Genomic DNA, 26,946 nt, shown 5'->3' on the forward strand with positions numbered 1-26,946 from the left:
GAAGCGAGCGCTCACCGCACCGTGACCGCCACCGGCTTGGACGCCGTCTCGCCGTTGGCGTTCGCGAACACCGCGACGAGTGTGTGTGTGCCGGCCGCGACGCCCGACAGCGCCACCGAGGCACGCTGCGCGCCCGGAGTACGGGCCTGGAGCTCGCCCGACCCGACGACGACCCCGTCCAGCTCGAACCGGTACGAGGTCGCGTTCGTGCCCCACCACAGGTTCGCGGTGGCGGTGAACGAGCCATCCTTGTCCCCGTTGTCGTGCGACACCACGGGTGCGGCCGGTGCCGCGTGCACGACCTTGACGGTGGTCGACGTCGTCGCGGTCGCGCCTCGCGAGTTGATGAGCTCGCCCGTGTACACGTACGTGCCGTTGGGCTTGCCCGCGATGCTGACCCCGGTCGTCTGCGACTTCGCGGTCGTCGCCGGAAGCACCCGCGTCTCGATGAGCGCACCGTTCTCGTACAGCCGGAAGATGCTGCCCGGCGTCCCGTGCCACAGGTTCATCACCACGTCGTAGGCGCCGTCGTGCAGCCCGTACGCCCACCCGCTGGTGTTCGACAGCGTGCCGCGACCGGGCGCCGTGGTCGCGGCATCCGCTCGCACCACCAGCACGGTCGACGACGCAGAGGTCACCAGCCCGGCGTGGTTGGTGGCCACGGCGGTGATCTCCACCTCGCCGGAGAGGCCGAGCTCGGCGAAGTCGACGGCTCCGTCGGCCGCGACGACCTCATCGCCGACGGTGACGACGAGCGAGCGGACGCCGCTCTCCGGGTCGTTTGCCGACACGGCCAGCTGCAGCGGCTCATCGGCCACGACGGTTCCGGACGGCAGCCCCGTCACGACCGGTGCCGACTCGTCCGCGCCGGGGGCGCCGACGTAGCTGATCGACGGCACCGGTGCCTCGTCCATCCCCGCCCCGAGGAAGAACGACGGGTGCGGCGGCTGGTTGTACGCAGAGTTCTGGTTCGCCACGGCGAGCCGGTACTGCGAGTCATGCATCAGCGTCGGGATGCGCGCGTCGGTGACATCGGTGGTCGTGTAGATCCGGATGCCGCGGCCGTCGTCGAGCCGCACCGCGAGCTCCTCGCGCCAGTCACCGAAGAGGTCGGCCTGAATCACCGGGTTGCCCTTGGTGGTGTTGTTCGTCAGCGTCCCATCGAAGCGCTCGAGCAGCACCTCCTCCTGCGACTGCGGATCCCACTTCGAGATCGTCGGAACCCCGGAGCTCGTGGTGGCGTCGTAGTCGTGGTCGGTGATCTCGCGCGTCAGGTCGCCGTCCCACCAGGTGACGAAGTTCGCTGCCGGGATGTCGGTCGACAGCACCTCGCCGGACGAGGCGTTCAGCGTGCCCGTGCGCGAGTTCCACGCGTAGTCGCCGCCGATGTTCCACGCCTCGGCGCCGGGCGATGACGGGTCGATGTCGGCAGCTGCGCCGCGTCCGGTGTCGCGGTTGCCCGAGTTCGACCAGACGATCTCGCCGGTCTCGGCATCCCGCATCGACGCGATGATGCCGCCGTTGCCGCTCGGGCTCTCGTGCACGGCGTACACCTCGAGACCGGAACGGTCCGTGACGAAGTCACTGACGTGCAGCGCGTCGCCGTGGTGCAGCCGCGTGTTGTAGAGCGGCGTGCCGTCATGGTCGATCGTCATCGAGCCGAAGACGATCTCGTCGAGCCCGTCGCGGTCGACGTCGGCCGAGGTGAACTGGTGGTTCCCCTGGCCCTCGTACTGGGCGCCGGCCTCGTTCGAATCGAAGGTCCAGCGCTCGACGAGCCGTCCGTCGACCAGGTCCCACGCCACGATCACCGAGCGGGTGTAGTACCCGCGGCTGGTGATGAGCGCCGGATGCTCGCCATCGAGGTACGCGACTCCCGCGAGGAAGCGGTCGACGCGGTTGCCGTAGGTGTCGCCCCACGACCCCACGTTGCCGCGGCCGGGCAGGTAGTCGACGGTGTCGATCGCGGCGCCGGTGGCCCCGTCGAACACCGTGAGGTACTCCGGTCCGCTGAGGATGTAGCCGCCCGAGTTGCGGTGGTCGGCGTTGGGGTCGCCGATCACGGTGCCCACGCCGTCGACCGTGCCATCGGCCGTCTTGAATGCGACCTCCGAGCGGCCGTCGCCGTCGAAGTCGAACACCTCGAGCTGCGTGTAGTGCGCACCGGCTCGGATGTTCACGCCCAGGTCGATCCGCCACAGGCTGGTGCCGTCGAACTTCACGGCTTCGGCGTAGACCTTGCCGGTGTAGCCGGCCTGCGAGTTGTCCTTCGCGATGGACGGATTCCACAGGAACACCAGCTCGTACTCGCCGTCGCCGTCCACGTCGCCGACGGTGCCGTCGCCCGGCCAGTAGGTCACGGTGCTCCCGTCGGGGAGCGTGGCGTCGGCCGGCTTCTCGAGCGGGATGTCGAGGAAGTCCTCGTCCCACACGCCGAACTCGTCCGTCACCGAGATCTCCCGGTCGTCCACGTGCGCGGTGATCAGGTAGGTGGAGTCGGTGGTGCCTTCGGCGTCGACGAAGTTCGTGGTGTCGGTGACGGGCGACTCGGTGATCTTCACGCCGTCGCGGTAGATGTCGAAGCCGAGGTCGCGCGCGTCGAGTCCGAGCAGCCGCCACCCCAGGTAGACGCCGTCGTCCGTGCTCACAGCGACGGGGGACCGGTCGAGGTACTCGGCCTGCCGCACGAGGGTTGTGGCGACCTCGGTCGCGTGGGTCTGGCTCGGCTCGCTCGACCCGCCGGCGTTCTGCGCGACCACCCGATAGAGGTACGGCCGCGTGGTCAGCACATCGGTGTCGGTGAAGCTCGGCTCGGTGACGACCGCGACCTGCTCGAACGCGATGTCGGCGCGGGTGGAGCGGAACACCTTGTACTGCACGACGTCGGCGGCGGCATCCCACCCGATCGTCACGCTGTCGCGCTCGATCGTGGTGGTGACGAGGCCCGTCGGTGCGGCAGGTGCATCGACGGATCCATCGATGACGGATGCCGCCACCCGGTCGCCCGGCCGCGACACCCGGTCGCCCTTCACCGTCGCGACGGCGTAGTCGTAGGTCTCACTGAGCTCGACGCCGGTGTCGGTGAACGAGGGCGCGGTGGCGGGGTCGTTCGGCGCGCCGATGCGGCCGATCTCGGCGAGCTCGCCGCCGGGTGCCGAGCGGAAGACGGCATAGCCGGTGGCGCCTTCGACCGGCTGCCAGGCGAGCGTGACCTCCTCAGCCGAGGCGTCGACGGATGCCGCGAGCCCGGCGGGGGCGGCGAGCGGCGTCTGCACGCGGATGCCGTTGATGCGTCCGTCGCCGCCCGAGACGCGGACGTTCAGCTGCCCGTCGGCGACGGTGATCGCGGGGAAGAACTGCTCGTGGATCGCGCCCGTCGAGGTGCGCGGCCCGGCGAACGCGGTGCCCTCGACATCGAAGCTGGTGGTGTTGCCGGCGATGAGGTCGCCCGCCCACGTCGTGACCTCGTAGGTGCCGTTCGGGACGTCGACGGCGAAGGCCGACGTGCCGCTGATCGTGAAGTCGCGCAGCATGAGGTCGTCGCCGCCGCGGTCGCGGAATCCGTTCGACGCGGGCGCCGTGGTGAAGCCGTAGCCCTGCGCGGCGGAGTAGGCCGTGCCGGGGTGCACGCCGAGCCAGCCGGCGGCGACCGGCGTGGCCGGACCGCCGAAGTCGAACGAGTAGTCCACCTCGGCGGCGGCCGCGGGAGCCGTGACCAGGAGGGCGCTCGACGCGACGAGCGCCCCGGTGGTCGCAGCGATGATGAGCGTTCTCAGTCGTTGGGGACGACGAGTGGATCGCACGGGATCTCCCTTGATGGTGTGCGGTGGAGGGGAAAGCGTTTCCCGAGGAAACGTTTTACAGCCTTGCTCACCAGGCCGCGCACGTCAAGAGCCACGTCACGAACATCGCGCCGGCCAGCCCGGATGTTCGCCGATCCGGCCCCGCGCCGTCCCAGCAGGCGTAGCCTCCCGGGCATGACACCTTCGCCATCCGGGATCACGACGGTCGGGCAGCTCCGCGCCTCGGGCCACACGTACCGCCCGGTCCGCATCGAGATCCGCGAGAACCTCCTCGCCGCCCTCGCCGACGGCGGCGACCCGTGGCCCGGCATCCACGGCTTCGACGACACCGTGATCCCGCAGCTCGAGCGGGCGCTTCTGGCCGGCCACGACATCGTGCTGCTCGGCGAGCGCGGTCAAGGCAAGACGCGGCTCCTCCGCAGCCTCGTGGGACTGCTCGACGAGTGGTCGCCGGTGATCGAGGGGTCCGAGCTCGGCGAGCATCCGTTCCACCCCGTCACTCCGGCATCCGTCCGCCGCGCCGGCGAGCTCGGCGACGACCTGCCCGTGGTCTGGCGTCACCGCAGCGAGCGGTACGCCGAGAAGCTCGCCACTCCGGACACCTCGGTGGCCGACCTCATCGGCGACGTCGACCCGATCAAGGTCGCCGAGGGCCGTTCCCTCGGCGACCCCGAGACCATCCACTACGGGCTCGTGCCGCGCAGCAACGGCGGCATCGTTGCGATCAACGAGCTGCCCGACCTGGCCGAGCGCATCCAGGTGTCGCTGCTGAACGTCATGGAGGAGCGCGACATCCAGATCCGCGGCTACGTGCTGCGCCTCGACCTCGACGTCCTCGTCGTCGCCACCGCCAACCCCGAGGACTACACCAACCGCGGCCGCATCATCACGCCGCTGCAGGACCGCTTCGGCGCCGAGATCCGCACGCACTACCCGCAGACGATCGACGAGGAGATCGCGGTCATCCGCCAGGAGGCCGACCTCGTCGCCCTCGTGCCGACGCACCTTCTCGAGATCCTCGCGCGCTTCACGCGCAACCTGCGAGAGTCGGATGCCGTCGACCAGCGCGCGGGCGTCTCCGCGAGGTTCGCGATCGCCGGCGCCGAGACGATCGCCGCGGCCGCCCTGCACCGCGCGACGCGGCAGCACGAGGACGTCGCGGCCGCCCGGCCGGTGGACCTCGAGACCGCCGTGGACGTCCTCGGCGGCAAGATCGAGTTCGAGACGGGCGAGGAGGGGCGCGAGCGGGCGATCCTCGAGCACCTGCTGCGCACCGCCGTCGCCGACACCGCCCGTGCGCACCTGCGAGGCCTCGACGCCCGGGCGCTCGCCGACGCGCTGCACAATGGCGCGACCGTCATGACGGGGGAGCAGGTGCGAGCCGCCGACGTTCTCGCGGCGTTGCCGGTGCTCGGCGAGTCCGACCTGTACGACGAGGTCGCTCGTCGCCTGGACGCGTCGACGCCGGGCGAGCGGGCCGGCGCCGTGGAGCTCCTCCTCGAGTCGCTCTACCTCGACAAGCGCATCGGCAAGGACAGCGCGGGCGGTGAGACGGTCTATGGCTGACACGCGAGGAGGAGGCATCCGGTAATGCCACGCTCCTTCCACCGCACCCCCGCGCACATCGCCCGCTACGGGCGCTACACCGGCGGCGATCCGCTCGCGCCGCCGGTCGCCATCCAGTCCGCGCTCGAGACGATCGGTCAGGACGTGATGTCGGGAACCTCCGCCGAGCGCGCGATGCGCGAGTACCTGCGCCGTGGGGACCGCGACCGGCTCGGCCTCGACGACCTCGCCCGACGGGTCCGCGAGCGCCGCGCCGAGCTCACCCGGCGCCACCGCCTCGACGGCACGCTCGAGGAGGTCAGAAGGCTCCTCGACCGCGCCGTCCTGGAGGAGCGCAAGCACCTCGTGCGCGACGTGAACCTCGACGACGACGTGCGCGCCTTCGCCGAGATGCGCCTGGAGAACCTGCCGCCTTCGACCGCCGCGGCTGTCAACGAGCTCGCCGACTACGACTGGCAGAGCCCGAGCGCGCGCGCCGACTACGACCGCATCCGTGAGCTGCTCGGTCGCGAGCTGCTCGATCAGCGGTTCGCCGGCATGAAGAACGCGCTGGAGAATGCGACGGATGCCGATCGCCAGGCCATCCGCGACATGCTCAACGATCTCAACGACCTGCTCGAGAAGCGCCGCCTGGGCGAGGACACGCAGGAGGACTTCGACGAGTTCATGCGCAAGCACGGGGACCAGTTCCCCGAGAACCCGCAGAACCTCGACGAGCTGCTCGACACGCTCGCCGAGCGCTCCGCGGCGGCGCAGCGGATGCTCAACTCGATGACGCCCGAACAGCGCGACGAGCTGATGAGCCTGGCCGAGCAGGCGTTCGGCTCACCCGACCTCATGCAGTCCCTGTCTCGACTCGACGACAATCTGCGGTCGCTCCGGCCCGGCGAGGACTGGACGGGGTCGGCATCCTTCTCGGGCGATCAGCCGACGGGCCTCGGCGAGGCGACCGGGATCATGCAGGATCTCTCCGACCTCGATTCGCTCACCGACCAGCTCGGGCAGATGTACCCCGGCGCGCGCATGGACGACATCGACCTCGACGCGCTCGAGCGGCTCATCGGCCAGGACGCCGCCGTCAGCGCGCGCACGCTGCGCGAGCTGGAGCAGGAGCTTCGGGACACCGGGATGCTGCTGCGCGCGTCCGACGGACAGCTCCGGCTCACGCCCCGGGCGATGCGGCAGCTCGGGCGGGCTCTCCTGCGCGACATCGCGACGCGCCAGTCGGGGCGCACCGGCCGTCGCGAGACGAGGAACGTGGGCGCCGCCGGCGACCGCACCGGATCGACGCGCGAGTGGGCGTTCGGCGACACCGAGCCGTGGGATATCCCGCGCACCGTCTCGAACGCGGTGCTGCGGACCGTTCTCGACGGCGGGGACGTCGCGGCCGGCGTGCGGCTCGACACGCGAGACGTCGAAGTCGTCGAGACCGAGCAGCGCACACAGGCGGCGGTCGCACTGCTGGTCGACACGTCGTTCTCGATGGCGATGGACGGCCGGTGGGTGCCGATGAAGCGCACGGCGCTGGCACTGCACCACCTCATCTCGACGCGGTTCCGCGGCGACAAGCTGCAGCTGATCGCATTCGCGCGGCACGCCGAGGTGATCGACATCGAGCAGTTGACGGCGAAGGACGCAGTGTGGGACAAGGGCACCAACCTGCAGCACGCGCTCCTGCTCGCGCAGCGGCACTTCCGCAAGAATCCGACGGCCCAGCCGGTGCTCCTCATCGTCACGGACGGCGAACCCACCTCGCACCTGCGACCCGACGGGAGCGTGTTCTTCTCCTACCCGCCCGACCCGCACACGGTGGCGGCGACTGTGCGCGAGCTCGACAACGTGCACCGGATGGGCGCGCAGACGACGTTCTTCCGGCTGGGGGAGGACCCCGGCCTCGCCCGGTTCATCGGCGCCCTCGCGCGACGGGCCGGCGGGCACGTCGTCGCGCCGGAGCTGGACGACCTCGGCCGCGCGGTCGTCGACAGCTATCTCGGTGCCCGGCACACCGGCCGCGGTACGCCCGAGGACTTCGGCGACATGCTCCGCGGTCGGTCGTGGTGGTGGTGACGTGGAGGGTCGTCACACCTCGGAGTGATTCGTGTGGTCGCCATGCTCCCGAGCGCAGAGCGGATGGATGCCGCGGGCTCCTCGCGATGAGGAGCCCGCGCCGTTCGGTCAGCCCGACGCGCCCTTGCGCGGCTTGATGAACGCCCTCGACTCCTGGCTCGCGCGCTTCTCGGCGCGCTTCTCCTTGAGCGACGACTGCGCGACCTTCTTCGCGCCGCGTCCACGCGGTGATCTATCCGACATGACTCCTCGCTTCCCCTTCTGGCTGGCGGGTGAACCCTCGACCATAGCCCGCTTTTCGGGAAAGTCAATTCGCGACCAGAACTCAGAAAAAAACCGCTGACTTGCCTTTTTCTGAATCCCGGCTATGGTGATGGCCATGACCGCCATGGCCCGTCCCCACCGCTCGGAGCGTCTTGTCGACGCCTCCGTGGTGACGGCGGTGGTCGAGATCGCGGGCGCCCGGCACGAGGTGCTCCCGCCCCGGCGGACCGGCGCGGATGCGCTGCTCCTGCAGCCCACCCGTGGCGTCGCGCCCCCGTAGACCGGTCCTCACCGATCGGTCCATCCGGACATCCCGCGTCGCACCTGCGGCGCTTTTTTTGTACCCCGAGGAGCAAGCATGACCATCGACACCACCGCGTCGGCCCCGCTCGCCGGCGCCCAGCACGAGCTCGAGCGGCAGCTCGAAGAGCGCCTCAGCGCCCTGCAGGAGATCGAGCCGTTCGCCCTCCCGAGCATCGACCCCGTCGCGTACCAGACGGCAGCCTCTCACCGCGTCGCGATCGAGCAGATCAGCGCCGCACTGAACCGGATCACCCAGGGGACGTACGGGCGATGCACCCGCTGCGGTCGCGAGATCGCACCCGCGCGGCTCGAAGTGCTCCCGTACGCCGCCGCCTGCATCGAATGTCAGAGCCATGTCGACGCCGCGTAACTGCAAGCCGGTCGAGATCCCCTCTCTCCCACCGGTCCCCCATGCACGGGCGGCTGGGTCCCTCGCGCACCTGCGCGGCCGCGTTCTCGAGCGGGCGGGCGCGCTGCTGCACCCGCGCGCCGGCCGTGGGGTCGTGCACCGGCGGCTCGCCGGTCACCGCGACGAGCGCACCGCGGACCGGCGCGCGGACCGGGGCGACGCCGACGCCGGCCCCGCGAGCACCTTCCGCGGGGCCACGGCTCGCTTCGTCGCCCTCGGGTAGGCCAGGCCCCCGGCGCTCCTGGGGAGTGCCTCCGCAACGAGAGTGGAGCTCGCCGTCCAGCTGCGCGGAAGCGGCTCCGCCGACGCCGAACAGGTGCCGCAACGGAGTCTGTTGACCCGCCTGTGGACGAGGGCCAAGATGAGGATCGTTCGCATCGCGGCGAACCTCCGCGAGCGGGCGGCCGGGTGATCAACCCGGCTCTTCACACGCATCCGCGCAAGGGGGAACGCATGTTCCGTGAGCTCGCCGTCGCCACCGCCGTCGCATTGGTCATCTCCGGGATCGGGGTGGGGCCGGCCATGGCCAGTCCGCCGCCGGAAGAGGTCGCGGACGACGTCGGCGTGGGGGTGTACGAGGCCACCGTCGACGCGGACGGTCTCGCAACGATCGCCGAACTCGGTGTGGACCGTGCGGAGGGTGAGCTGATGGTGCAGCCCGGCGCGGACGGCACGTTCGTCGTCCAGGTCGTCCTGCCCTCGGTGCAGGCCGAGCAGGTCCGCGCCGGCGGCATCGACCTGCAGCCGGTGGTCGACGGCGGAGCTGCCGGTCCGGGGGCGCGCTCCTTCCAGGCAGAAGCGGTCGCCGAGGGCGTCTTCCGTCCCTACCTCGGCGAGGGCGGCATCGCGGAGGAGCTGGCGGCACAGGCCGCCGCGTACCCCGACATCGCGCAGCTCGTCACCTTCGGTAAGACGTGGATGGGAACGCCGATGCAGGCGGTCCGCGTGACGCGCGACCCCGGCAGGGTCGCCCAGGGCAAGCGGCCGACGACGGTGTTCCTGGCCGCACAGCACGCACGAGAGTGGATCACGCCCGAGATGGTGCGCCGCCTCCTCGACCAGGTGCTGACCTCGTACGGCAGCGACCCCAAGGTCACCGACCTGGTGCGGACCACCGAGATGTGGTTCATCCCCGTGGCGAACCCTGACGGCTACGACTTCACCTTCGAGGTGGCCCCGACGCCGGACGACCCCGGAACCCGCCTGTGGCGCAAGAACCTGCGCGACAACAACAGCAACACGGTGATCGACGGCGGCGACGGCGTCGACCTGAACCGCAACTCCCCGACGCGCTGGGGCTACGACAACGAGGGATCGTCGCCGAACCCGAGCAGCCTCACCTATCGCGGGCCGTCGCCCGGCTCCGAGCCGGAGTCCCAGGCGCTCTACGACCTGTTCGCGAAGATCACGCCTCAGTTCTTCATCAACTACCACTCCGCAGCCGAGCTCCTGCTGCACGGCATCGGCTGGCAGGTCGCGACTCCGTCGCCCGATGACGTGATCTACGAGGCGATGGTCGGTGACGACGCCGACCCGGCTGTTCCCGGCTACGACCCCGACATCTCCGCGGAGCTGTACACGACGAACGGCGACATCGACTCCCACATGCAGGAGGCGTACGGCACGCTCGGGTTCACGCCCGAGATGTCGACGTGCCTGGCGGCGGTGGCATCCGATCCCGATGACGACTGGACGGAGGCCGACTGCGGCGACAACCTGCAGGGCTTCGACTTCCCCGACGACGAGCAGCTCATCCAGGCGGAGTTCGCGAAGAACGTGCCGTTCGCCCTCGCGGTGGCCGAGTCGGCGAAAGACCCCGACGACCCGGTGTCGGTGGTCGGACGCGACGCCGAGGAGTTCCGCGTCGACACCTTCTCGGTGTCGTACGGCGACCCGCAGACGGTGGCCGTCACCGCGCAGCGCGCGCTGAAGGCCAAGAAGCTCATGTACTCGATCAACGGAGGGCGTGCCGTCCAGGCGAGCGTGTCGGAGTGGGACGGCGGAGAACGCTACGGATTCGAGAACGACGACTACTACGCCGAGTACCGGGGCGTCGTGCGCGGCGCGAAGCCCGGCGATTCCGTCGAGGTGTGGTTCACGGGCGTGGCATCGGCCAATGATCTGCCGAAGGGGGAGAAGGCGGGGCCGCGAGAGAGCGCGCACTTCACCTACGAGGTCGCCCAGGACACGGGCCACTCCGTGCTCGTCGTCGCGAACGAGGACTACAAGGGGTACAACCCCGAGACGACACCGCGCAACAACGGCCTCAAGCATCTCGGCGCGCACGTCGACGCACTCCTGGCGAACGAGGTGACGCCGGACGTCTGGGACGTGGACGCGCAGGGCGTGCCTCACGATCTCGGTGTGCTGAGCCACTACGACGCGGTGGTCTGGTACCTGGGCGACAATCGGCTGACGCAGGACCAGGAGGACGTGTTCACCTCGTACTTCGGCTCGGACATTCCCGACCTCGCGGTCGCCGAGCGCCAGCAGTACCTGACGATCGCGATGCGCGACTACCTCAACGAGGGCGGGAAGGTCGCCTACGACGGGGAGACGACCGCGTACTACGGCCTCGGAGCCGGCCTCTTCGGCGGCATCTGGTACGGCCTCGACGGGGCTCCCGAAGAGGACTGCGTCGTCACGTCCGATCCGTTCTCGGACTGCCTCCTGCTCGCCGATGACTTCACCCAGTATTGGATGGGGGCGTACGGGCGACAGGACTCCGGAGCGCAGACGGGCACCGCGGGCGTCGCTGCGCCGCTCGACGGTCTGACGCTCGAGTTCGGGGGACCGGCGACGGTCGGCAACGCGATCGACGAGGTGGGGGCGTTCATCGTGACGAGCGATGTCCTGCCGGTCGACGAGTTCCCGCAGTTCGCGAGCGAGGGCGCCGCCGAGTACCCCGACCCGTTCGACGCGGTCGAAGGCGAGTGGGCGGCAGCGGCGGGCCATATCGACGACGGCTATCAGCGGCTCGGCCGGACATACGACCTGACGGCGCTGACGGCGGCGAACGCACCGGCGTTCCAGGCGCAGATCGGGTTCGACCTCGAGGCCGGCTACGACAACGTCATCGTCGAGGCGCGTCCCGCCGGCGCCGGTGACGACGCGTGGACCACCCTTCCCGAGGCGGGCGGAGCGACGAGTCCGGCGGTTCCGACGGAGTGCGAGGCGGGCTTCCTCCTCGCGCTGCACCCGTGGCTGCTCAACTACCTGACGCCGGGCAACCCGTGCACAACTCCAGGTGCGACGGGCGACTGGAACGCCCTGACCGGCTCCTCGCTGTGGGTGCCCGTCTCGTACGACCTGAGCGCGTACGCGGGTGGCCAGGTCGAGATCGTCGTGAGCTACGTGACCGACCCGGCGACGGGCGGCCTCGGTGTCATCATCGACGACACGAAGCTGGTCAGCACGGCCGGCACGTCTCAGGCCGAGGGCTTCGAGGAGGGCCTCGGCGCTTGGCAGGTGCTCGGCGCTCCCGAGGACAGTCCGGAGAACTCCTCCGACTGGGAGCGCGCGGACGGTCTCGCCGAGCTCGCTTCCGTGACTGCCACGGAGGACACGCTGCTCTTCGGCTTCGGTCTGGAGCAGCTGGTCACCCCGGAGCAGCGGGCCCTGGTCGTCGGCCGCATGCTCGATCACTTCGGGCTCTGACCGAAACGAGCAAGGAAAACGGATGCCGCGCCGGCGCGAGCCGGGGCGGCATCCGTTCCTCTTTGCCCGCGTGCGGGTCAGTCGACGAACGCGACTCCCCGCACCGGCGCGCCGTCCCCGTCGAGCTTCAACGGGAAGAATCCGACCCGCACCTGGGCGGGGAGGTCGTCGAGCCCGGTCACGTTCTCGACGATGAGCCCGTCGCCGCCGAGCACCACGTCGTGTACCGGAAAGCCGCCGTCCGACCCGGTCGGGAAGGGACTCAGCGTGTCGACCGCGAGCACCCGCATGCCGCGCGCCATGAGCTCGCGCGCCGCAGCGGGATCGAGGGACGGATGCCGCAACCCGCGGCCCGACCCGAACCACTGCGCCCACCCGGTGTAGACGACCACGATCCCCGGCACCGCCGCGGGGATGTCGGCCGCGGCGGTCAAGGCATCCCAGCCGTACTGTTCGCCTTCGCCGACATCACGCACCCGGATCACCAGCGCGTCGCCGACGAGCTCGTCGAGCGTCACGTCGGCCATCGTCCGACCGCCGGGGACGGTGTGCGCCGGCGCGTCGACGTGGGTGCCGGTGTGGGATCCGAGGTCCAGCTGGGCGACGGCGACCCCGTCGGTCGCGAGCGTCAGGGCAGGGCGGATGGTCACCTCGGGGTCACCGGGGTAGACCATCATGCCGTCGAGGATCGGGTGACTCAGGTCGCGCAGCATCCGATCGTCACACTCCGGCAGGGCGAACGGTCACGGGCGCGTCGGCCAGATTGCCGACCGGTGTGAACGGCTCCTTGCGGCGGGTAGGCAGCGACACCAGCAGGTACAGCACGAACGTGACGAGGAACGCCGGTGCGGTGGACCCGAACGGCAGCGGCCACACGTACGCCCACACGTAGGCGAGCACAGCGCCGACCGCCCACGCGGCGATCGCGAGCCAGTTCACCCCGCCCGTGTACCAGTAGCGACCGCCCTTCGGCTGCAGGATGTCGGCCTCGTACGAGCTGCGCTTGATCAGGTAGTAGTCGACGATCATGATCGCGAAGATCGGGGCGAACAGGGCGCCGATCGTCACGAGGAACGTCGTGAACTGGGTGAGCAGCCCGAAGAACGTGGCGCCGATGATCGAGATCACGCCGAGCACGATGGCCGTCGGCAGGAACTTGATGCGCGTGCCGGGCACCGCGTTCACGACCGTGGTCACCATGCCGTAGACGACCATCGTGTTGGTGGCCATGACCGACAGGAAGATGGCGAGGCCGAACACCCAGCCGAAGGGGTCGATGATCGTGACCGGGTCGAACGGGATCGCCTCGCCGCCGCTGAGGATGACGTAACCCATGGCGGTGGCGCCGAGCGACATCGAGATGACGGTCGACAGCGTGTAGCCGACGCCCGAGCCGATGATGCTCGCGCGGGTGCTGCCGGCGAAGCGGTTGAAGTCGGCCGAGAGCACGGTCCACGAGATCGCGGTGGCGAGCACGACGTCGAACACGAGGCCGGGCGAGTAGAAGGGCTCCGCGGTGGCCGGGATGGCAGCGAACTCGGCGGGGCTGAACGAGGTGAACGCGACGACGAAGATGTAGGCGGCGATGGCGAGGATGACCGCAGCGAACCACGGCTCCACCCGGGCCACACCGGCATGCCCGAAGATGGCGAGGATCACCACGATCGTCTGGCACAGCACGGCGAAGATCACCGGGCTGGAGAAGCCGGTGACGCTCGCCACGATGTAGTCCAGCGCGATGCCGGCGAGCATCGCCTGCACCCAGCTCCAGCCCATCAGGATGAGCACGTTCGCCGCCACCGGCAGCAGGCTCCCTCGCGTGCCGAAGGGTCCGCGCGTGAGCGCCATGGTCGGCAGGCCGGTGCGCCGGCCGATCGTCCCGACGGCCACGAGCACCGCCGCGCCGGCGACCGTGCCCACCACGATCAGCAGCAGCACCAGCCCGTACGGCACGTCGGGGATGAAGAGCGTGCCGGTGAGCAGGGTGGTGACGACGAGGTTCGCCGCCAGCCAGATCATCAGCAGGCGGCCGGTCGAGTACGTGCCGCGGACGGGTCCGGCGTCGTCGGACTGGGCTTCGAGTCGCTGCTCGAGGCGGGTGTAGAGCGACATCTTCGGGGCTCCTTCGGGTGGATGCGGGACGGGGATGGGGTGCGGGAACGGGGAGATTCAGGTGAGGGGGGAGAGGTGCTCGTGCACGGCGACCAGATCGTCGCCGCGGACCGCGAAGACGATGGTCTCGCGCTCGCGGTACGACTCCGGGCCGTCGGCGGTCGTGACCGCGGTGTCGACGCTGTGGGTGAAGACGGCGCCGCCGTCGAACACCTGCACGCGGCGGTCGCTCGAGGTGCACGACGTCACGCGCCAGCCGCTCTGGAGCCACTCCTGCCACAGCCGCTCGTAGGCGGCGCGGTCGTCGAGCCGGCTCGGCTCGGTGTGGAAGACGAAGGTCGCGTCGCGTGCGAAGCCGGCGAAGTAGCGATCGGTGTCGGTTGCGGCGAACGCGTCGACGATGGCGGCCGCCGCCGCTTCGACGGCCGCGGGGTCGGGTGTCGTCATGGCTTCTCCTTCGAAGATCGGGAACGGATGCCGCTACCTCGGCGCCATCGCGCTCAGCAGCTCGTACACCACATGGCTCGCCGCCACCGCGGTCAGCTGGGCGTGGTCGTAGGCCGGGGCCACCTCGACCACGTCGGCGCCGACGATCTGCAGATCGGTCAGAGCACGCAGCATCCGGAGCAGTTCCCGGCTGGTGAGGCCGCCGGCCTCGGGGGTGCCGGTGCCGGGGGCGTGCGCGGGGTCGAGCACGTCGATGTCGATCGAGATGTAGAGCGGCTTGTCGCCGACGCGGGCGCGGATGCGTTCGACGGCCGCCTCGACGCCCTGCTCCTCGACGAACTCGCTCGAGACGATCGCGAAGCCGAGGCGCTCGTCGTCTTCGAGGTCGCTCTTGGCGTAGAGCGGGCCGCGGATGCCGACGTGCATGCTCGCCGTCAGATCGATGAGGCCCTCCTCCGACGCGCGGCGGAACGGCGTGCCGTGCGTCGTCGGCGCGCCGAAGTACGTGTCCCACGTGTCGAGGTGCGCGTCGAAGTGCAGCACCGCGACGGGACCGTGCTCGGCGTGAACCGCGCGCAGCAGCGGCAACGCGATGGTGTGGTCGCCGCCGATGACGACGAGCCGGTCGGCGCGGGTGCGAAGCTCGCGTGCGCCGGCCTCGATCTCGGCGACCGCGGCGGCGATGTCGAACGGGTTGCCGATGAGGTCTCCGGCGTCGGCGACCTGCTGCGCGCCGAATGGGAACACGTCCTGTGCCGGGTTGTACGGCCGGAGGAGGCGCGACGCCTCGCGCACGTGCGAGGGTCCGAAACGTGCGCCCGGGCGGTAGCTGACTCCGCTGTCGAAGGGCACGCCCACGACCGCCACGTCGGCGCGGCCCACTTCGTCGAGCCGGGGGAGACGCGCGAACGTCGCGATGCCGGCGAACCGGGGAACCACGCTGGCGTCGACGGGCCCGACCGGCTCGGCCTGCTGCGGGGCGTCTGTCGCGGGATCGGGATGTTGCATATATGACAACCTTTGGTACGTTACAAGCAACTGCATCCCGAAGCTACGCCCGGCGACCCGGCGCGTCAAGTGTTGGTAGGACGACCGTGCGAGCAATTCACCCCGACGCCGACCCGAACGCAACGCCCATCGGCGCCCGGCTGCGCGCCGCCCGCACCGGGCAGGGCATGTCGCTCGGTCAACTCGCCGACACCACCGGTCTGTCCAAGGGATTCCTCAGCCGGGTCGAGCGCGACGAGACGTCGCCCAGCGTGGCGACCCTGGTGCAGCTGTGCCAGGTGCTGTCGCTGCCGGTCGGCGCGTTGTTCGCCGAGCCCGAGATCCAGCGGATCTCGCTGGCCGAGGCGCCGCGCATCAACCTCGGCGGCGTCCACGCCGACGAGCGACTGATGTCGCCGCGCAGCGAGCATCGCGTGCAGCTGCTGCGGTCGGAGCTCGAGCCCGACGCCCACGGCGGCTCGGACCTCTACACGATCAACTGCGACGTCGAGGTGCTCCACGTGCTCGCCGGCAGCCTGACCGTGCGCTTCGCCGACCGGTCGGTGGAGCTGGCCCCGGGGGACGCCCTCACCTTCCCCGGGCGCGAACCGCACACCTGGCACGTCACCGGTGGCGAGCCGGCGTCGGTGCTGTGGGTGATCGTGCCGGCGCCGTGGAGCGGGTCGGCGTAGGTCCGCGGCGGTGACGTCGGCGTGCTCGCCGGCGGTGTGCTGAAGACGGATGCCTCAGCTCGTGGTCGCCAGCCAGGTGCGCACGTCCATCGCCTCGGGGAGGATCTCGCGCGTCTCGGCGGTGTCGGCCTGCAGTGGGTGGTCGTGCAGCCAGCGCCACATCGTGATGAGGTCGTTCCCGACGAAGCGGCGGAAGACGAACAGCGGCATGGGGAAGCGCGGTGGCGTGCGCCCGCGCACGTCACGGTAGATCTCGCGGCACTGCGCGATGGACCTGAGGTCCGACGCGAGGTTCAGGTCTCGCCCGGCGAAGCGATCCGGGTCGTCGAACGCCTTCGCCGCGATGGCTCCGAGGTCCCGCACGCTGAGCCATGCGACGGGGTAATCCTCTCCGAGGAGCTTCGGCATCGTGTACCAGGTGGAGGTCTGCGGAAAGTACGTCGGGTCGGTCATGAGCTCCATGAACGCCATCGGTCGCAGGACGGTCAGCGGGAGGCCGAGCCGGCGGAAGCCCTGCGCGAGCTCGATCTTGGCGTCCCACTGCTCGATGTCGCGCTTCTGATCGTCGAGCCCGGCTGACCCGTACACGACGTGCTGAACGTGTGCGCCGGCTGCCGCGGCGGCGACGTTGCGGCCCTGATCGATCTCGACCTCGATGGACCCGGCCCGCGGCAGCTGGACGCTGTAGACGCCGTGGACGCCGGCGAACGCGGCGGCGAGCGACGCGGGATCCTTCAGGTCGGCGCGGACGACGTCGGCCCCGAGCCGCTGCAGCTCCGCCGCCTTCTTCCCGTCCGGCGAGCGGGTCAGCGCGCGGACGGTCCACCCCTCCTCGAGCAGCCGGCGCGCGACCTGCCCACCTTGGCGGCCCGTGGCACCGAGGACCGCGATCGTTCGTCCCGTCGTCGACATGGACGTCACTTCCCCACGACATCGGCGCGGCGTCGCGCCTGTCGTGATTGCACGGCGGCGGGCGATCCGCCGTCAGGCCGATGCAGGCGGCATTCGCGCTTGACGCAGCGGAAGCCGATTCGCTACCGTCGTGCCAAGACGTTTTGGCAAAACGTCTTGGCACACAGCTCACCATCTCTCTACACGTCAGGAAATGGAGTCGAAGTGATGAAGCTTCGCAAGCACGCGATCACTCACGGGCGGCGCGGGATCGTCGCCGTCGCAGCCCTGGGTCTCGCCGTCGGCACCCTCGCGGGGTGCGGCGCCGGCGCCCCGAGCGGAGGAGCCACCGAGGGAGCTGGCGGGCTCACCGTCGTCGTCGAGGGCGGCGGCAAGGCCGAACTGCAGCCGATCGCCGATCTCTACACAGAAGAGACCGGCACCGAGATCACCCTCGTCGAGCTTCCGTACTCGGGTCTGTACGACCGCATCTCGTCGGAGCTGCAGGCCGGCGACCCGTCGTTCGACATCGCGGCGCTCGACGCGATCTGGCTGCCGGCGTTCGCGCCCGGCCTCGCTCCGCTCGACGACCTGTTCACCGACGAGGTCGAGTCCGACCTATTCGGCGGCCTCGTCAGCGAGGCTCAGGTCGACGGGACATTCGTCGGCATGCCGGTCTGGACGAACTCCGAGGTGCTCTTCTACCGCACCGACCTCTTCGAAGACCCCGCCAACATGGCGGACTTCGAAGCGCAGTACGGCTACCCGCTGGCGGCGCCGACGACGTGGGAGGAGTACCGCGACGTTGCGGAGTTCTTCACACGCGACACCGACGGCGACGGCGCGGTCGACCTCTACGGCACCGACGTGAAGGGCGCCGTCGAGACCGAATGGCTCGCAACAGTCTCGCAGGCCGGCGAAGACCACATGGTCGTCGACTCCGAGAGCGGCCAGGTCACGATCGACAGCGCAGAGCACCAGGAGGCGCTCGACTACTACATCAGCCTGCTGCCGTACGCGCCGTCCGGCGCCGCGCAGCTCGACTGGGGCGGCTCGCAGAACCTCTTCTACCAGGGCAGCCTCGCGATGATGCGGTTCTGGGGCCACGCCTACCGACAGACGCCCGACGACTCGCCCGTCAAGGACAGCATCGGCGTCGCACCGATGATCGGCGGCCCGGGCGGGGTGGCGGGCGTTCCCGGTGCGTGGTACCTGTCTGTCCCGGCATCCGGAGACAACCAGGACGCGGCGAAGGAGTTCATTGCGTTCGCCTACGAGCACAACGAGCTCGCCGCCGACACCTCGCTCGGTCTCGTCGCCCGCAAGAGCGCCTTCGAAAGCAAGGAGGGGGAGGCGGGCTTCGAGAACTACCCGGCTCTCGTCGCCACGCTCGAGTCCCCGCAGTCGCTGCCGCGCCCGGCGACCCCGCAGTGGCAGGAGATCGTCGACTCGGTGCTCGTGCCGATGCTCCAGAAGGCCGTCGAACCCGGCGCCGACACCACGCAGCTGCTCTCCGACGCGAAGTCCCAGATCGAGTCGATCGTCGAGTAGACGATCCGTCCAGAAAGCAACCCGTGGTGACTCTCGCACCTCCGAACCCGGTCGGGGCGGCACTTGCCGCCCCGACCGGGGGGACCCGCAAGCCGGGTCGACACCTCAGCAAGGACGCCGGCGACCGCCGCTTCGCGCTGGTCCTCATGGCACCGGCGGCCCTGTTCCTCGCCGCCTTCGTGCTGTGGCCGCTGGTCCGGTTCGTCTACGACAGCTTCTTCGAGATCTCGCCGTTCGCCGGCGCTCCCCGCACCTTCGTGGGCTTCGCGAACTACGCGACGGCGTTCGCGTCGGAGGCCTTCCAGTCGGCGTCCGTCCGCACGGTCGTCTACACCGTGTTCGTGGTCGCCGCCGAGTTCGTGCTCGGCCTCGCGGTGGCGCTCCTGTTCACCGCGCTCGGTCGCCGGTCGGCCGTGTTCCGCACCGTCTTCATGTACCCGCTGATGATCGCGCCCGTCGTGGCGGGCCTGCTGTGGCGGTTCCTGCTCATCGACAACTTCGGCATCGTCAACCAGCTGCTGTACGAGGCCGGCATCCTGTCGAGTCCCAGCCAGATCCAGTGGCTCAGCGACCCGAACATCGCGCTGTTCTCGGTCGCGATCCCCGACATCTGGCTGACGACATCCTTCATCACGCTCGTGCTGTTCGCGGGGCTGCAGAACGTCCCGGGCGACGTCATCGAGGCGGCGCGCATCGACGGAGCCCGCTACCCGCGGATACTCTTCAGCATCATCATCCCGCTGCTGCGCCCGGTGATCGCCGTCGCGCTGATCGTGCGTGGCATCGACGCGGCACGGGCGTTCGACATCATCCTGATCCAGACCGACGGTGGTCCGCAGGGGAGCACCACGACGCTCAGCCTGCTGATCTATCGCACCATGACCCGATTCGGCGATCCCGGCCTCGCAAGCGCCATGGGCACCGTCTATCTCATCGTCATGCTGGCCGTGGCGATCGCCGCGATCATGCTGATCTGGCGGCCAGGAGGCAGCGCACGATGAATCCTCTCGAGACTCAGGGAAAGAGCCGCATCCTGCTGTGGGTGCTGCTCGCCGCCGCGATCATCCTCTACGGCTTCCCGTTCCTCTACCTGCTTCTCACGTCGTTCAAGCCGCCGATGGAGGCCATCGCGGTGCCGCCGTCGGTATGGCCCGACGTGTGGACGCTCGACAACTACATCTCGGCGCTCACCCGCGAGGGCGTCCCCGCGGCGCTCATCAACAGCGTGGTCACCGCCGTGATCTCGACGGTGATCTCGCTGGTGCTGGCGGTCCCCGCCGCCTACGCGATCACGAGGTTCCGCACGCCGAGCGGCCGCGTGTTCATCGTCGCGGCGCTCGTGACCCGCATGGTGCCGACCATCGCGGTCGGCGCGCCGCTCATCGAGGTGATGCGCACGCTCGGCCTCACCGACACGTCGTTCGGGCTCGCGATCGCGCACACCACCATCTCGCTCCCGCTGTCGATCTGGCTCATGGCGAGCTTCTTCGAAGCCGTGCCCGACGAGCTGAGCGAAGCCGCCGAGGTCGACGGCTGCAACCGCCTGCAGGCCATGGCACGGGTCGTGCTGCCGGTGGTGTCGGGCGGCCTCGCGGTGACCGCGATCTTCGCGTTCCTCGCGTCGTGGAACGAGTTCCTCTTCGCACTGCTGCTCACCTCGGTGCGGGCGCAGACGACGCCGGTCGTGATCGCGAACTTCCAGAGCCAGTTCGGCCTCGACTGGGGCGGCATGACCGCGCTCGCCGCGGTCTACTCGGTGCCCGTCATCCTGCTGACGCTCATCCTGCAGCGGCACATCGTCGCCGGCCTCACCCTCGGCGCCGTCAAAGGCTGACCGGGATGCACGACGGAGAACTCATGCACAGCACCACCCACTACGACGTGACGGCCTGGCCGCACGGTGATCCCCATGACGACGTCGGGGCGGTGATCAACAGCATCATCGCCGACGTCAAGACCCGGCAGTCGACGACGGATGCCGCGACCGGCCGTGGCGCGCCGGGTGCGGTGATCCACCTCCCGCCTGGGGACTACCGCCTCCGCACCCAGGTGGTGATCGACATCAGCTTCCTGCGGATCCAGGGAGCAGGGCACGGCTTCACGTCGTCGAGCATCCGGTTCAACGTCCCCGAGTCCGAGTGGCCCGACCTCCACGAGCTCTGGCCGGGCGGCAGCCGCGTCCTCGTCGATCTTCCCGATGGCGAGGGCGATCGCGACCGCGCCGCCTTCCTCGTGGCGCGCCCCGGCCGTCCGCGGATCAGCTCGATCGAGTTCGTGGACTTCTGCATCGACGGGCTGCACTTCACCGGCGAGGGCGCTGACGGCAACGCCGAGAACTCGTACGTCAACGGCAAGACAGGCATCCTCGTCGTCGACGCCAACGACTCGTGTCGCGTCACCGGCATGGGGTTCGTCTACCTCGAGCATGCGGTCGTCTTCCACAACGCCGACGCGCTGTCGATCCACGACAACTTCATCGCCGAGTGCGGCAGCTGCATCGAGCTGCGTGGCTGGGGTCAGGCGTCGAAGATCACCGGCAACCACATCGGCGCCGGCCCGAAGGGGCACTCGATCTACGCCGAGAACCACGGCGGACTGCTCGTGACCGCGAACAACGTGTTCCCGCGCGGGTCGAGCAGCGTGCACTTGCGCGGCGTGACGCGGTCGAGTGTGACGAGCAACCGCCTTCACTCCTTCTATCCGGGGATGGTGGTGCTCGAGGACGGCAGCTCCGAGAACCTCGTGGCCTCCAACCACTTCCTGCGCGACCACGAGCCGTGGACGCCGTTCTTCGGCGTCGACAACGGGCTCGACGACGACTACGGCCTGGTGCGGATCGACGGCAGCAACAACTCGGTGATCGGCAATCACTTCTCCGAGATCGTCGCGGCCCGAGGCATCCGTCCCGCAGGCTCCCGCCCGGTGATCCTGCGGCTGGCGGGCGGCGAGGGAAATCATCTCGCCAGCAACCACGTCGTCGCGCTCGACGTCGATGCCGAGGCGAGCGACGACTGCTTCGAGGCGCAGGTCGACGCGCTGCTGGCGACCCGCGCGTCGCAGCGCCTCGCCGTGACGGCGGTGATGGTGGATGCCGCATCTACCCGCAACACGGTCCTGGATTGTGGAACCGACGACGAAGTTGTCGTAGACAGAGCAGTGAACGCGTTCCGGGCCACGCCGTCGGTCGGATCGTAGAAGCCGGAGATGAACAGGGTGAAGCAGAAGCGAGTCACGATCAAGCAGGTCGCGGCCGAGGCCGGCGTGTCGATCACCACGGTCTCCCACGTCCTGAACGACGTCCCCGGGCTGCGGGTGAACCCCCTGACGCGCCAGCGGATCCTCGATGTGTCGAAGCGGCTGGGCTACGTGCCGAACGTGCTGGCGCAATCGCTGCGCACGCAGCGTTCGAACACCATCGGGCTCATCGGCGATGAGATCGTCACGACGCCGTTCGCGGGCAAGCTGATCCTCGGTGCGCAGGAGGTCGCAATGTCGCGCGATGCCGTGCTGTTCGTGGTCTCGACCGGGTATCAGCGCAACGTCGAGGAGCGGGCGATCGAGGAGCTCCTGCGGCGTCAGGTCGACGGCATCCTGTACGCCTCGATGTTCCATCGCGAGGTCGAGCTGCCCGCGCGGCTCGCGTCGGTGCCGACCGTGTTCCTGAACGCTGAGTGCACCACTCCCGGCGTGCCCTGGGTGGCGCCCGACGAGGAGGCGGGCGGTCGGGATGCCGCCGAGACGCTGCTCGCCGCCGGGCACCGGCGCCTGGGGTTCATCAACAACATCGACGACATCCCGGCGTCGTCGGGTCGCCTCGAGGGCTTCCGCGCCCGGATGGCCGAGGCGGGGCTGCCCGCCGAGGAGCTCGCCGTTGTCGCCGTCGAGTCCGAGGCGCCCGGCGGCTATGAGGCGGCGAGGGACCTCCTCTCGCGCCGGCACCGGCCGACGGCGATCTTCTGCTTCAACGACCGGCTCGCGATGGGCGCCTACCGTGCTGCCGCCGAGCTCGGGCTGCGCGTTCCCGACGACGTCTCGATCGTCGGATTCGACAACCAGGAGTACGTCGCCGACGGCGTGCATCCCGGTCTCACGACGATCGAGCTGCCGCACTACGACATGGGCGTGTGGGCGGCCGAGCAGCTCTTCAACCAGATCGACGGCGCCACCGGCGACGCCCCGACCGCGCTGCTGCGCGGCCCGGTGATCGGCCGCGACTCCGTGGCGCCGCCGGCGCAGGCCGCGTCCGACGCCGCCTGACCACCTGTATTCACTTTCCACGACCCGCTTCGACCGAGAGGCCGCGCACCATGCGCCCCGCGCTCCACTTCACCCCTGCCTCCGGCTGGATCAACGACCCTCACGGCATCACCGTCCGCGACGGCCGGTACGAGGCTTTCTTCCAGCACGTCACCTCGGGAACGACGTGGGCGCCCGAGTGCCACTGGGGCCACGCGACCGGCCCGGATCTGCTCACGCTGCGGGAGGGCCCGGTCGCGATCGCCCCCGGCGACGGCGACGACGGCATCTGGACCGGATGCGTCGTGCACGACGGCGACGACGCCCGCGCGTTCTACACCGCGACGTCGGTTCCCGACTTCGGCATCGGCCGGGTGCGCGTCGCGCGCCCGACGGACGCGTCGTGGAATGAGTGGACGAAGGGCGGCGTCGTCGTCGAGGCGCCGGCGGAGCTCGACCTCATCGCCTTCCGCGATCCGTTCATCCGGCGCGAGGGGGACGGCTGGCGCATGTTCGTCGGCGCCGCCGGCCGCGACGGCACCGCTCATGCGCTGACCTACACCTCGCCTGACCTGGACTCGTGGCAGTACGACGGCGTCGCCCTCCAGCGACACTCCGACGAGCGGGAGCCGGTGTGGATGGGTGCGCTGTGGGAGTGCCCCCAGATCTTCGAGCTCGACGGCCGCGCCGCGATGGTGTCGTCGATCTGGGACGACGACGTGCTGCACTACGCCGCCTACGCGCTGGGCTCGTTCGCCGACGGCCGCTTCATCGCAGATCACTGGGAGCGGCTGACCTGGGGAGACAGCCTCTACGCGCCATCGCTGTTCACAGACGCGGATGGGATGCCGGCACTCACGTTCTGGCTGCGGGGTATCCAGGGCGACGGCTGGGCCGGCGCGCACAGCGTTCCGTACCGGCTGTCCATCGAGAACGGCCGGCTGGTCGCGCGGCCCCATCCGGATGTCGCGGCGCATCGGACGGCGGTTCGACCGGACGGTCGCGTCGACGGGCTCGCCGCAGACATCGAATGGGCGTGCCTCGAGGGGACGCTGACCATGGCGTCGGGCGGTGACCTCGTGGTGGCGATCGCGCGTGGAGGTGGGGGAGTCATCGTGACCACGGGGGCGGGGGAGACGTCGCTGCCTGCCGCGGGTGTGGTGCGCCTCATCGTGGATGGGCCGGTGCTCGAGGTGTCGTCGGACGCCGGTGTGTTCGCCGCCGCAGTGGAGCCGCGCGGGGGCGGGCTCGAGGTGTCGGCGACGGCGGGGGAGGTGCTGGTGTACGGGCTGGCGTGACGCGGGGGCCTTGCAGCCTGCGGGGGAACGCCCTATCTGCGGTCAAGCGACGCGCTCACTGATGTCTGTCGGGCACGTGCGGCGGTGGCACAGGCGCTCATGTCAGAAGCGACCTCCCCGAATCGGCTAGCTGAGTCGTGGCGGAGCCCTGCAGGCGCGACACGGGCCCGCCGGGTTCGCGCCCGCGGGAGCTGGCCGGATCTCTTGTGGGAGAACGGCTCGACGAGTTGACTTGGGCCATGTCAGCGACGGTGGGGTCGTCGGAACTGGCCGATCTCGGGTTGCCGCGCGTTGACGTGGACAGCCATCCACACGATCGGCTGGGGTTCCGCGCGCGGCTCTGGAGCGCGATAGGGGTGTTCCTCGCCGCCGGCGCCATCAGCGCATGCACCGCAGACGCTCCGAAAGCAGCGCCGACGAGCTCCTCAGCGACGGCCAGGGAGACGCCGACCAATGCCGACTGGAGCGCGCAGGCCGATGTGATGAGCCCGCTCCTGATCGACGCGGTCGCGCCTGCGCCGATACCCGTGCGGGGATCGGACGAGAACTTCCACGTCGCCTACGAATTGACGGTCCTGAACTTCTCCCCGCGGCCCGCCGTGCTCACATCTGTGGAGACGCTCGCACCCGACGGCAGCAGGGTGGCAAGCTTGTCGCAAGACGATATCGCCGCGCGAATGATGGTCGTCGCCGATTACGGCTCCGCGGCATCCGCTGCCGACGGCGCGAGCGCCGCGCTGTGGATCCCGCCAGGAAAGACGGCGTTGCTGGTGCTCGATGACGTGTACGAGACCCGCGAGGCCATCCCGGCATCGGTCACACACCAGATCAGCGCATCCTTTGGGTCGGCGGAGTCGGGAGTGGGCGGCATCGCTGTGCTGTGGCCTGACGAGGTCTCGCAATCCGGCGGAACCATGACCATCTCGAATGAGGAGCCGGTGGTGGTCGGCGCCCCGCTTCGCGGGCAGGGATGGCTGATCTCCAACGCATGCTGCACCCTCAACGGGCATCGCAACGTCCTTCTGCCGGTGGGCGGCCGTATCAATGGTGCCGAGCGATTCGCGATCGATGCGAGCCGAATCGACGTGGCATCGACCCGCGCGAGGGGGTACGAAGCCCTCGTCGAGGTCGACGGCGACCCTGACGACAACGAGAGCTATCGCGCGTACGGCGCCCCGGTGCTCGCGGTCGCGGACGCGACCGTGGTCGCCGTGCACAGCACCGACCCGGACACTGCCCCAGGAACTCTGCCCCTCGGCCCCGGCTTCACCCTGGCCAACCTCGGGGGCAACCTCATCGCTCTCGAACTCGTCCCCGACCTTTTCGCCGTCTATTATCACCTCGTCCCCGGCTCTCCGACTGTTCGGGTCGGTGACACCGTGACCAAGGGACAGGAGATCGCGCGGCTCGGCAACTCCGGCAACTCCTCTGCCGCGCACTTGCACTTTCAGCTGAGCCGCACCCCCCTGATCTTCTCGTCGGAAAGCGTGCCGTACGTCTTCGAAGAATTCACCGTCGTCGGATCCATCGACGCGGACTCGGGTGAGTTGATCGACGAGCCGCCCCCCGGACCACGCGAGAATGCACTGCCCCTTGCCCTGACCATCCTCGACTTTCCTTGAATGAGGAGCGCGCGTCCAGACCGCCTCGCGGCGGTTGGGACGCGCAGAGTGGCGCACACCAGGAAACGCAACGGGCGGCCGGCCAGACCGAATACAGAGGATCCGCGAGTGGGCACAGCACGGTTCAGTTTGACGCGGCGTCCCAGAGCCCGATTCGGTCCGAGAAGTCGCTGGCGATGCGGCCGACAACGCCGTCTTCAGACAGCGCCTCGGCCACGTCTTGCGCACGAGCCGGCGCTTCTTCGCTCCACCTGAACAGCGTGTAGAGGTCTGACGCAAGCTCGGGGCGGTGCGCGCGCCAGTGAGCGGCGGCAGTGCCGCAGTCCGTCGTCCACGTGCTCTCAGTGATGCTGACCAGTCCTGCGGCCGCGCGCAGCGTCTTCCGGCCGATCTGTTTGGCCAGGAAAGGAAGACCTTCGCGGCGTCCCCGGCGCCACCGGGTGAGCGCGCGTTGGATGTCACCGTTGAATCCGCGTGCCGCACGGGCGTCCCCGAGGAAGTTCACGGCCTGCACGGGCGACTCGCCCACCAGGGGGACGCAGTAGTGCCGGAAGAAGACGCGGTTGCCGTAGGCCTCATCGCCCGCCTCTTCGTAGTCGCGGCGCATTGCTGTGCCGACCGCGACCTCTCGACAGATCGACCGGTAGGCCATCGAGAGCTCGCGGGCCAGCGCTTCCGCATGCCCAGGATCCACACCTACCGCGACGAGATCAACATCCGACCGGCCAGGCTGCGCCATTCCCGTCGCGACGGAACCATAGAGCAGCAGCGCGACATCCGAAGCCGAAGCCGCGGCGGCGCCCCGACGAAGACTATCGAAGGCTGCTATTGCATCGACGATGACCGGCTCGAATGCCAGCGGGACCCTCGCGCGCGAGACTCCCGTCCGGATGAAGCCGTCCTTCGTCAGTCCCTCACCAGGATCGCGCATACCCGGGACGATAGCGACTGGGTCTGCGCCTTCCCTATCCACGCCTCCGCTCTCGGGTTGAGGGAGTCGCAGCGATCGTCCTCAGCCACTCAAGGCCAGTGTGTCGACCG

22 protein-coding genes are annotated in these 26,946 nt (G+C 69.7%); 14 read left to right on the forward strand and 8 right to left on the reverse strand.

The features are described 5' to 3' along the window. Positions 1 to 11: 11 nt before the first annotated feature. A complete protein-coding gene (locus tag IR212_RS03330) occupies positions 12 to 3,803 on the reverse strand; it encodes a rhamnogalacturonan lyase family protein (RefSeq protein WP_194397583.1) in 3,792 nt (1,263 codons plus the stop codon). 174 nt (positions 3,804 to 3,977) lie between these two features. Here IR212_RS03330 and IR212_RS03335 point away from each other — a divergent pair, with 174 nt between their 5' ends. Both IR212_RS03335 and IR212_RS03340 read left to right on the forward strand, forming a co-directional pair. Then, positions 3,978 to 5,369, forward strand: a complete 1,392-nt coding sequence (locus IR212_RS03335) for an AAA family ATPase (protein ID WP_194397584.1) — start codon at positions 3,978 to 3,980, stop codon at positions 5,367 to 5,369. Between the two features lie 24 nt (positions 5,370 to 5,393). Next, entirely contained in the window at positions 5,394 to 7,436 is a 2,043-nt protein-coding gene (locus tag IR212_RS03340; RefSeq protein ID WP_194397585.1) for a vWA domain-containing protein, read from the forward strand. A 108-nt stretch (positions 7,437 to 7,544) separates the two neighbouring features. Here the strand turns inward: IR212_RS03340 and IR212_RS03345 are convergent, their stop codons facing one another. Further along, positions 7,545 to 7,826, reverse strand: coding sequence for a hypothetical protein (locus tag IR212_RS03345; protein WP_194398755.1), 282 nt, complete (start codon positions 7,824 to 7,826; stop codon positions 7,545 to 7,547). On the opposite strand from IR212_RS03345, the gene IR212_RS03350 reads away from it, so the two are divergent. The 4 genes from IR212_RS03350 to IR212_RS03365 all read left to right on the forward strand — a co-directional run bounded on the left by IR212_RS03350 (position 7,816) and on the right by IR212_RS03365 (position 12,069). Then, positions 7,816 to 7,980: a hypothetical protein gene (locus IR212_RS03350; protein WP_194398756.1), complete on the forward strand. Its 165-nt coding sequence runs from the start codon at positions 7,816 to 7,818 to the stop codon at positions 7,978 to 7,980. The two genes, IR212_RS03345 and IR212_RS03350, sit on opposite strands and share 11 nt — an antisense overlap. A 78-nt stretch (positions 7,981 to 8,058) precedes the next feature. Continuing rightward, positions 8,059 to 8,373: a TraR/DksA family transcriptional regulator gene (locus IR212_RS03355; RefSeq protein WP_194397586.1), complete on the forward strand. Its 315-nt coding sequence runs from the start codon at positions 8,059 to 8,061 to the stop codon at positions 8,371 to 8,373. Further along, positions 8,357 to 8,635 (forward strand): hypothetical protein, encoded by a 279-nt coding sequence (locus tag IR212_RS03360; protein ID WP_194397587.1) that lies wholly within the window; start codon positions 8,357 to 8,359, stop codon positions 8,633 to 8,635. The genes IR212_RS03355 and IR212_RS03360 overlap by 17 nt, the downstream gene beginning before the upstream one ends. Positions 8,636 to 8,865: 230 nt before the next feature. After that, a complete protein-coding gene (locus tag IR212_RS03365; protein WP_194397588.1) occupies positions 8,866 to 12,069 on the forward strand; it encodes a M14 family metallopeptidase in 3,204 nt (1,067 codons plus the stop codon). A gap of 77 nt (positions 12,070 to 12,146) precedes the next feature. Here the strand turns inward: IR212_RS03365 and IR212_RS03370 are convergent, their stop codons facing one another. The 4 genes from IR212_RS03370 to speB are packed head-to-tail and all read right to left on the reverse strand — an operon-like array spanning position 12,147 to position 15,636. Beyond that, positions 12,147 to 12,782 carry a cyclase family protein gene (locus IR212_RS03370; RefSeq protein ID WP_194397589.1) on the reverse strand — a complete coding sequence of 212 codons (636 nt, stop codon included), beginning with the start codon at positions 12,780 to 12,782 and terminating at the stop codon, positions 12,147 to 12,149. A gap of 7 nt (positions 12,783 to 12,789) precedes the next feature. Further along, entirely contained in the window at positions 12,790 to 14,181 is a 1,392-nt protein-coding gene (locus IR212_RS03375) for a purine-cytosine permease family protein (protein WP_194397590.1), read from the reverse strand. 57 nt (positions 14,182 to 14,238) lie between these two features. Then, positions 14,239 to 14,628, reverse strand: a complete 390-nt coding sequence (locus IR212_RS03380) for a YybH family protein (RefSeq protein WP_194397591.1) — start codon at positions 14,626 to 14,628, stop codon at positions 14,239 to 14,241. 33 nt (positions 14,629 to 14,661) lie between these two features. Beyond that, on the reverse strand, positions 14,662 to 15,636 hold the full coding sequence (gene speB / locus IR212_RS03385) for an agmatinase (RefSeq protein ID WP_194397592.1): 975 nt from the start codon (positions 15,634 to 15,636) through the stop codon (positions 14,662 to 14,664). Between the two features lie 86 nt (positions 15,637 to 15,722). Here speB and IR212_RS03390 point away from each other — a divergent pair, with 86 nt between their 5' ends. Continuing rightward, positions 15,723 to 16,307 (forward strand): helix-turn-helix domain-containing protein, encoded by a 585-nt coding sequence (locus IR212_RS03390; RefSeq protein WP_194397593.1) that lies wholly within the window; start codon positions 15,723 to 15,725, stop codon positions 16,305 to 16,307. A 54-nt stretch (positions 16,308 to 16,361) separates the two neighbouring features. On the opposite strand, the gene IR212_RS03395 is transcribed toward IR212_RS03390, so the two are convergent. Further along, entirely contained in the window at positions 16,362 to 17,219 is an 858-nt protein-coding gene (locus IR212_RS03395; RefSeq protein WP_194397594.1) for an NmrA/HSCARG family protein, read from the reverse strand. 207 nt (positions 17,220 to 17,426) lie between these two features. On the opposite strand from IR212_RS03395, the gene IR212_RS03400 reads away from it, so the two are divergent. The 7 genes from IR212_RS03400 (at position 17,427) to IR212_RS03430 (ending at position 25,905) form a co-directional block, all read left to right on the forward strand. After that, positions 17,427 to 18,749, forward strand: a complete 1,323-nt coding sequence (locus tag IR212_RS03400) for an ABC transporter substrate-binding protein (RefSeq protein WP_194397595.1) — start codon at positions 17,427 to 17,429, stop codon at positions 18,747 to 18,749. 146 nt (positions 18,750 to 18,895) lie between these two features. Continuing rightward, positions 18,896 to 19,750, forward strand: coding sequence for an ABC transporter permease subunit (locus tag IR212_RS03405; RefSeq protein WP_194398501.1), 855 nt, complete (start codon positions 18,896 to 18,898; stop codon positions 19,748 to 19,750). Next, positions 19,747 to 20,583 (forward strand): carbohydrate ABC transporter permease, encoded by an 837-nt coding sequence (locus IR212_RS03410; protein WP_194397596.1) that lies wholly within the window; start codon positions 19,747 to 19,749, stop codon positions 20,581 to 20,583. The genes IR212_RS03405 and IR212_RS03410 overlap by 4 nt, the downstream gene beginning before the upstream one ends. Positions 20,584 to 20,606: 23 nt before the next feature. Continuing rightward, positions 20,607 to 21,944 (forward strand): NosD domain-containing protein, encoded by a 1,338-nt coding sequence (locus IR212_RS03415; protein ID WP_194398502.1) that lies wholly within the window; start codon positions 20,607 to 20,609, stop codon positions 21,942 to 21,944. Positions 21,945 to 21,953: 9 nt separating this feature from the next. Beyond that, positions 21,954 to 23,006, forward strand: a complete 1,053-nt coding sequence (locus IR212_RS03420) for a LacI family DNA-binding transcriptional regulator (protein ID WP_337907619.1) — start codon at positions 21,954 to 21,956, stop codon at positions 23,004 to 23,006. 50 nt (positions 23,007 to 23,056) lie between these two features. Next, positions 23,057 to 24,283 (forward strand): glycoside hydrolase family 32 protein, encoded by a 1,227-nt coding sequence (locus IR212_RS03425; protein WP_194397597.1) that lies wholly within the window; start codon positions 23,057 to 23,059, stop codon positions 24,281 to 24,283. Positions 24,284 to 24,522: 239 nt separating this feature from the next. Beyond that, positions 24,523 to 25,905 (forward strand): M23 family metallopeptidase, encoded by a 1,383-nt coding sequence (locus IR212_RS03430; RefSeq protein ID WP_194397598.1) that lies wholly within the window; start codon positions 24,523 to 24,525, stop codon positions 25,903 to 25,905. Positions 25,906 to 26,029: 124 nt separating this feature from the next. On the opposite strand, the gene IR212_RS03435 is transcribed toward IR212_RS03430, so the two are convergent. Further along, entirely contained in the window at positions 26,030 to 26,836 is an 807-nt protein-coding gene (locus IR212_RS03435) for a nucleotidyltransferase domain-containing protein (RefSeq protein ID WP_194397599.1), read from the reverse strand. Between the last annotated feature and the right edge of the window lie 110 nt (positions 26,837 to 26,946).

Origin of the sequence: Microbacterium atlanticum (assembly GCF_015277815.1) — a bacterium.
Taxonomy (GTDB): Bacteria; Actinomycetota; Actinomycetes; order Actinomycetales; family Microbacteriaceae; genus Microbacterium; species Microbacterium atlanticum.

What these genes read in the sequence shown, in the direction of transcription:
- IR212_RS03410 (WP_194397596.1), top strand. Translation starts at nt 19,747, where the DNA reads ATGAATCCTCTCGAGACTCAGGGAAAGAGCCGCATCCTGCTGTGGGTG.
- IR212_RS03370 (WP_194397589.1), bottom strand. Translation starts at nt 12,782, where the DNA reads ATGCTGCGCGACCTGAGTCACCCGATCCTCGACGGCATGATGGTCTAC.
- IR212_RS03350 (WP_194398756.1), top strand. Translation starts at nt 7,816, where the DNA reads ATGACCGCCATGGCCCGTCCCCACCGCTCGGAGCGTCTTGTCGACGCC.
- IR212_RS03355 (WP_194397586.1), top strand. Translation starts at nt 8,059, where the DNA reads ATGACCATCGACACCACCGCGTCGGCCCCGCTCGCCGGCGCCCAGCAC.
- IR212_RS03430 (WP_194397598.1), top strand. Translation starts at nt 24,523, where the DNA reads ATGTCAGCGACGGTGGGGTCGTCGGAACTGGCCGATCTCGGGTTGCCG.
- IR212_RS03425 (WP_194397597.1), top strand. Translation starts at nt 23,057, where the DNA reads ATGCGCCCCGCGCTCCACTTCACCCCTGCCTCCGGCTGGATCAACGAC.
- IR212_RS03340 (WP_194397585.1), top strand. Translation starts at nt 5,394, where the DNA reads ATGCCACGCTCCTTCCACCGCACCCCCGCGCACATCGCCCGCTACGGG.
- IR212_RS03365 (WP_194397588.1), top strand. Translation starts at nt 8,866, where the DNA reads ATGTTCCGTGAGCTCGCCGTCGCCACCGCCGTCGCATTGGTCATCTCC.
- IR212_RS03435 (WP_194397599.1), bottom strand. Translation starts at nt 26,836, where the DNA reads ATGCGCGATCCTGGTGAGGGACTGACGAAGGACGGCTTCATCCGGACG.
- IR212_RS03405 (WP_194398501.1), top strand. Translation starts at nt 18,896, where the DNA reads ATGGCACCGGCGGCCCTGTTCCTCGCCGCCTTCGTGCTGTGGCCGCTG.
- IR212_RS03400 (WP_194397595.1), top strand. Translation starts at nt 17,427, where the DNA reads ATGAAGCTTCGCAAGCACGCGATCACTCACGGGCGGCGCGGGATCGTC.
- speB (WP_194397592.1), bottom strand. Translation starts at nt 15,636, where the DNA reads ATGCAACATCCCGATCCCGCGACAGACGCCCCGCAGCAGGCCGAGCCG.
- IR212_RS03360 (WP_194397587.1), top strand. Translation starts at nt 8,357, where the DNA reads ATGTCGACGCCGCGTAACTGCAAGCCGGTCGAGATCCCCTCTCTCCCA.
- IR212_RS03335 (WP_194397584.1), top strand. Translation starts at nt 3,978, where the DNA reads ATGACACCTTCGCCATCCGGGATCACGACGGTCGGGCAGCTCCGCGCC.
- IR212_RS03375 (WP_194397590.1), bottom strand. Translation starts at nt 14,181, where the DNA reads ATGTCGCTCTACACCCGCCTCGAGCAGCGACTCGAAGCCCAGTCCGAC.
- IR212_RS03395 (WP_194397594.1), bottom strand. Translation starts at nt 17,219, where the DNA reads ATGTCGACGACGGGACGAACGATCGCGGTCCTCGGTGCCACGGGCCGC.
- IR212_RS03380 (WP_194397591.1), bottom strand. Translation starts at nt 14,628, where the DNA reads ATGACGACACCCGACCCCGCGGCCGTCGAAGCGGCGGCGGCCGCCATC.
- IR212_RS03420 (WP_337907619.1), top strand. Translation starts at nt 21,954, where the DNA reads ATGAACAGGGTGAAGCAGAAGCGAGTCACGATCAAGCAGGTCGCGGCC.
- IR212_RS03345 (WP_194398755.1), bottom strand. Translation starts at nt 7,826, where the DNA reads ATGGCGGTCATGGCCATCACCATAGCCGGGATTCAGAAAAAGGCAAGT.
- IR212_RS03415 (WP_194398502.1), top strand. Translation starts at nt 20,607, where the DNA reads ATGCACAGCACCACCCACTACGACGTGACGGCCTGGCCGCACGGTGAT.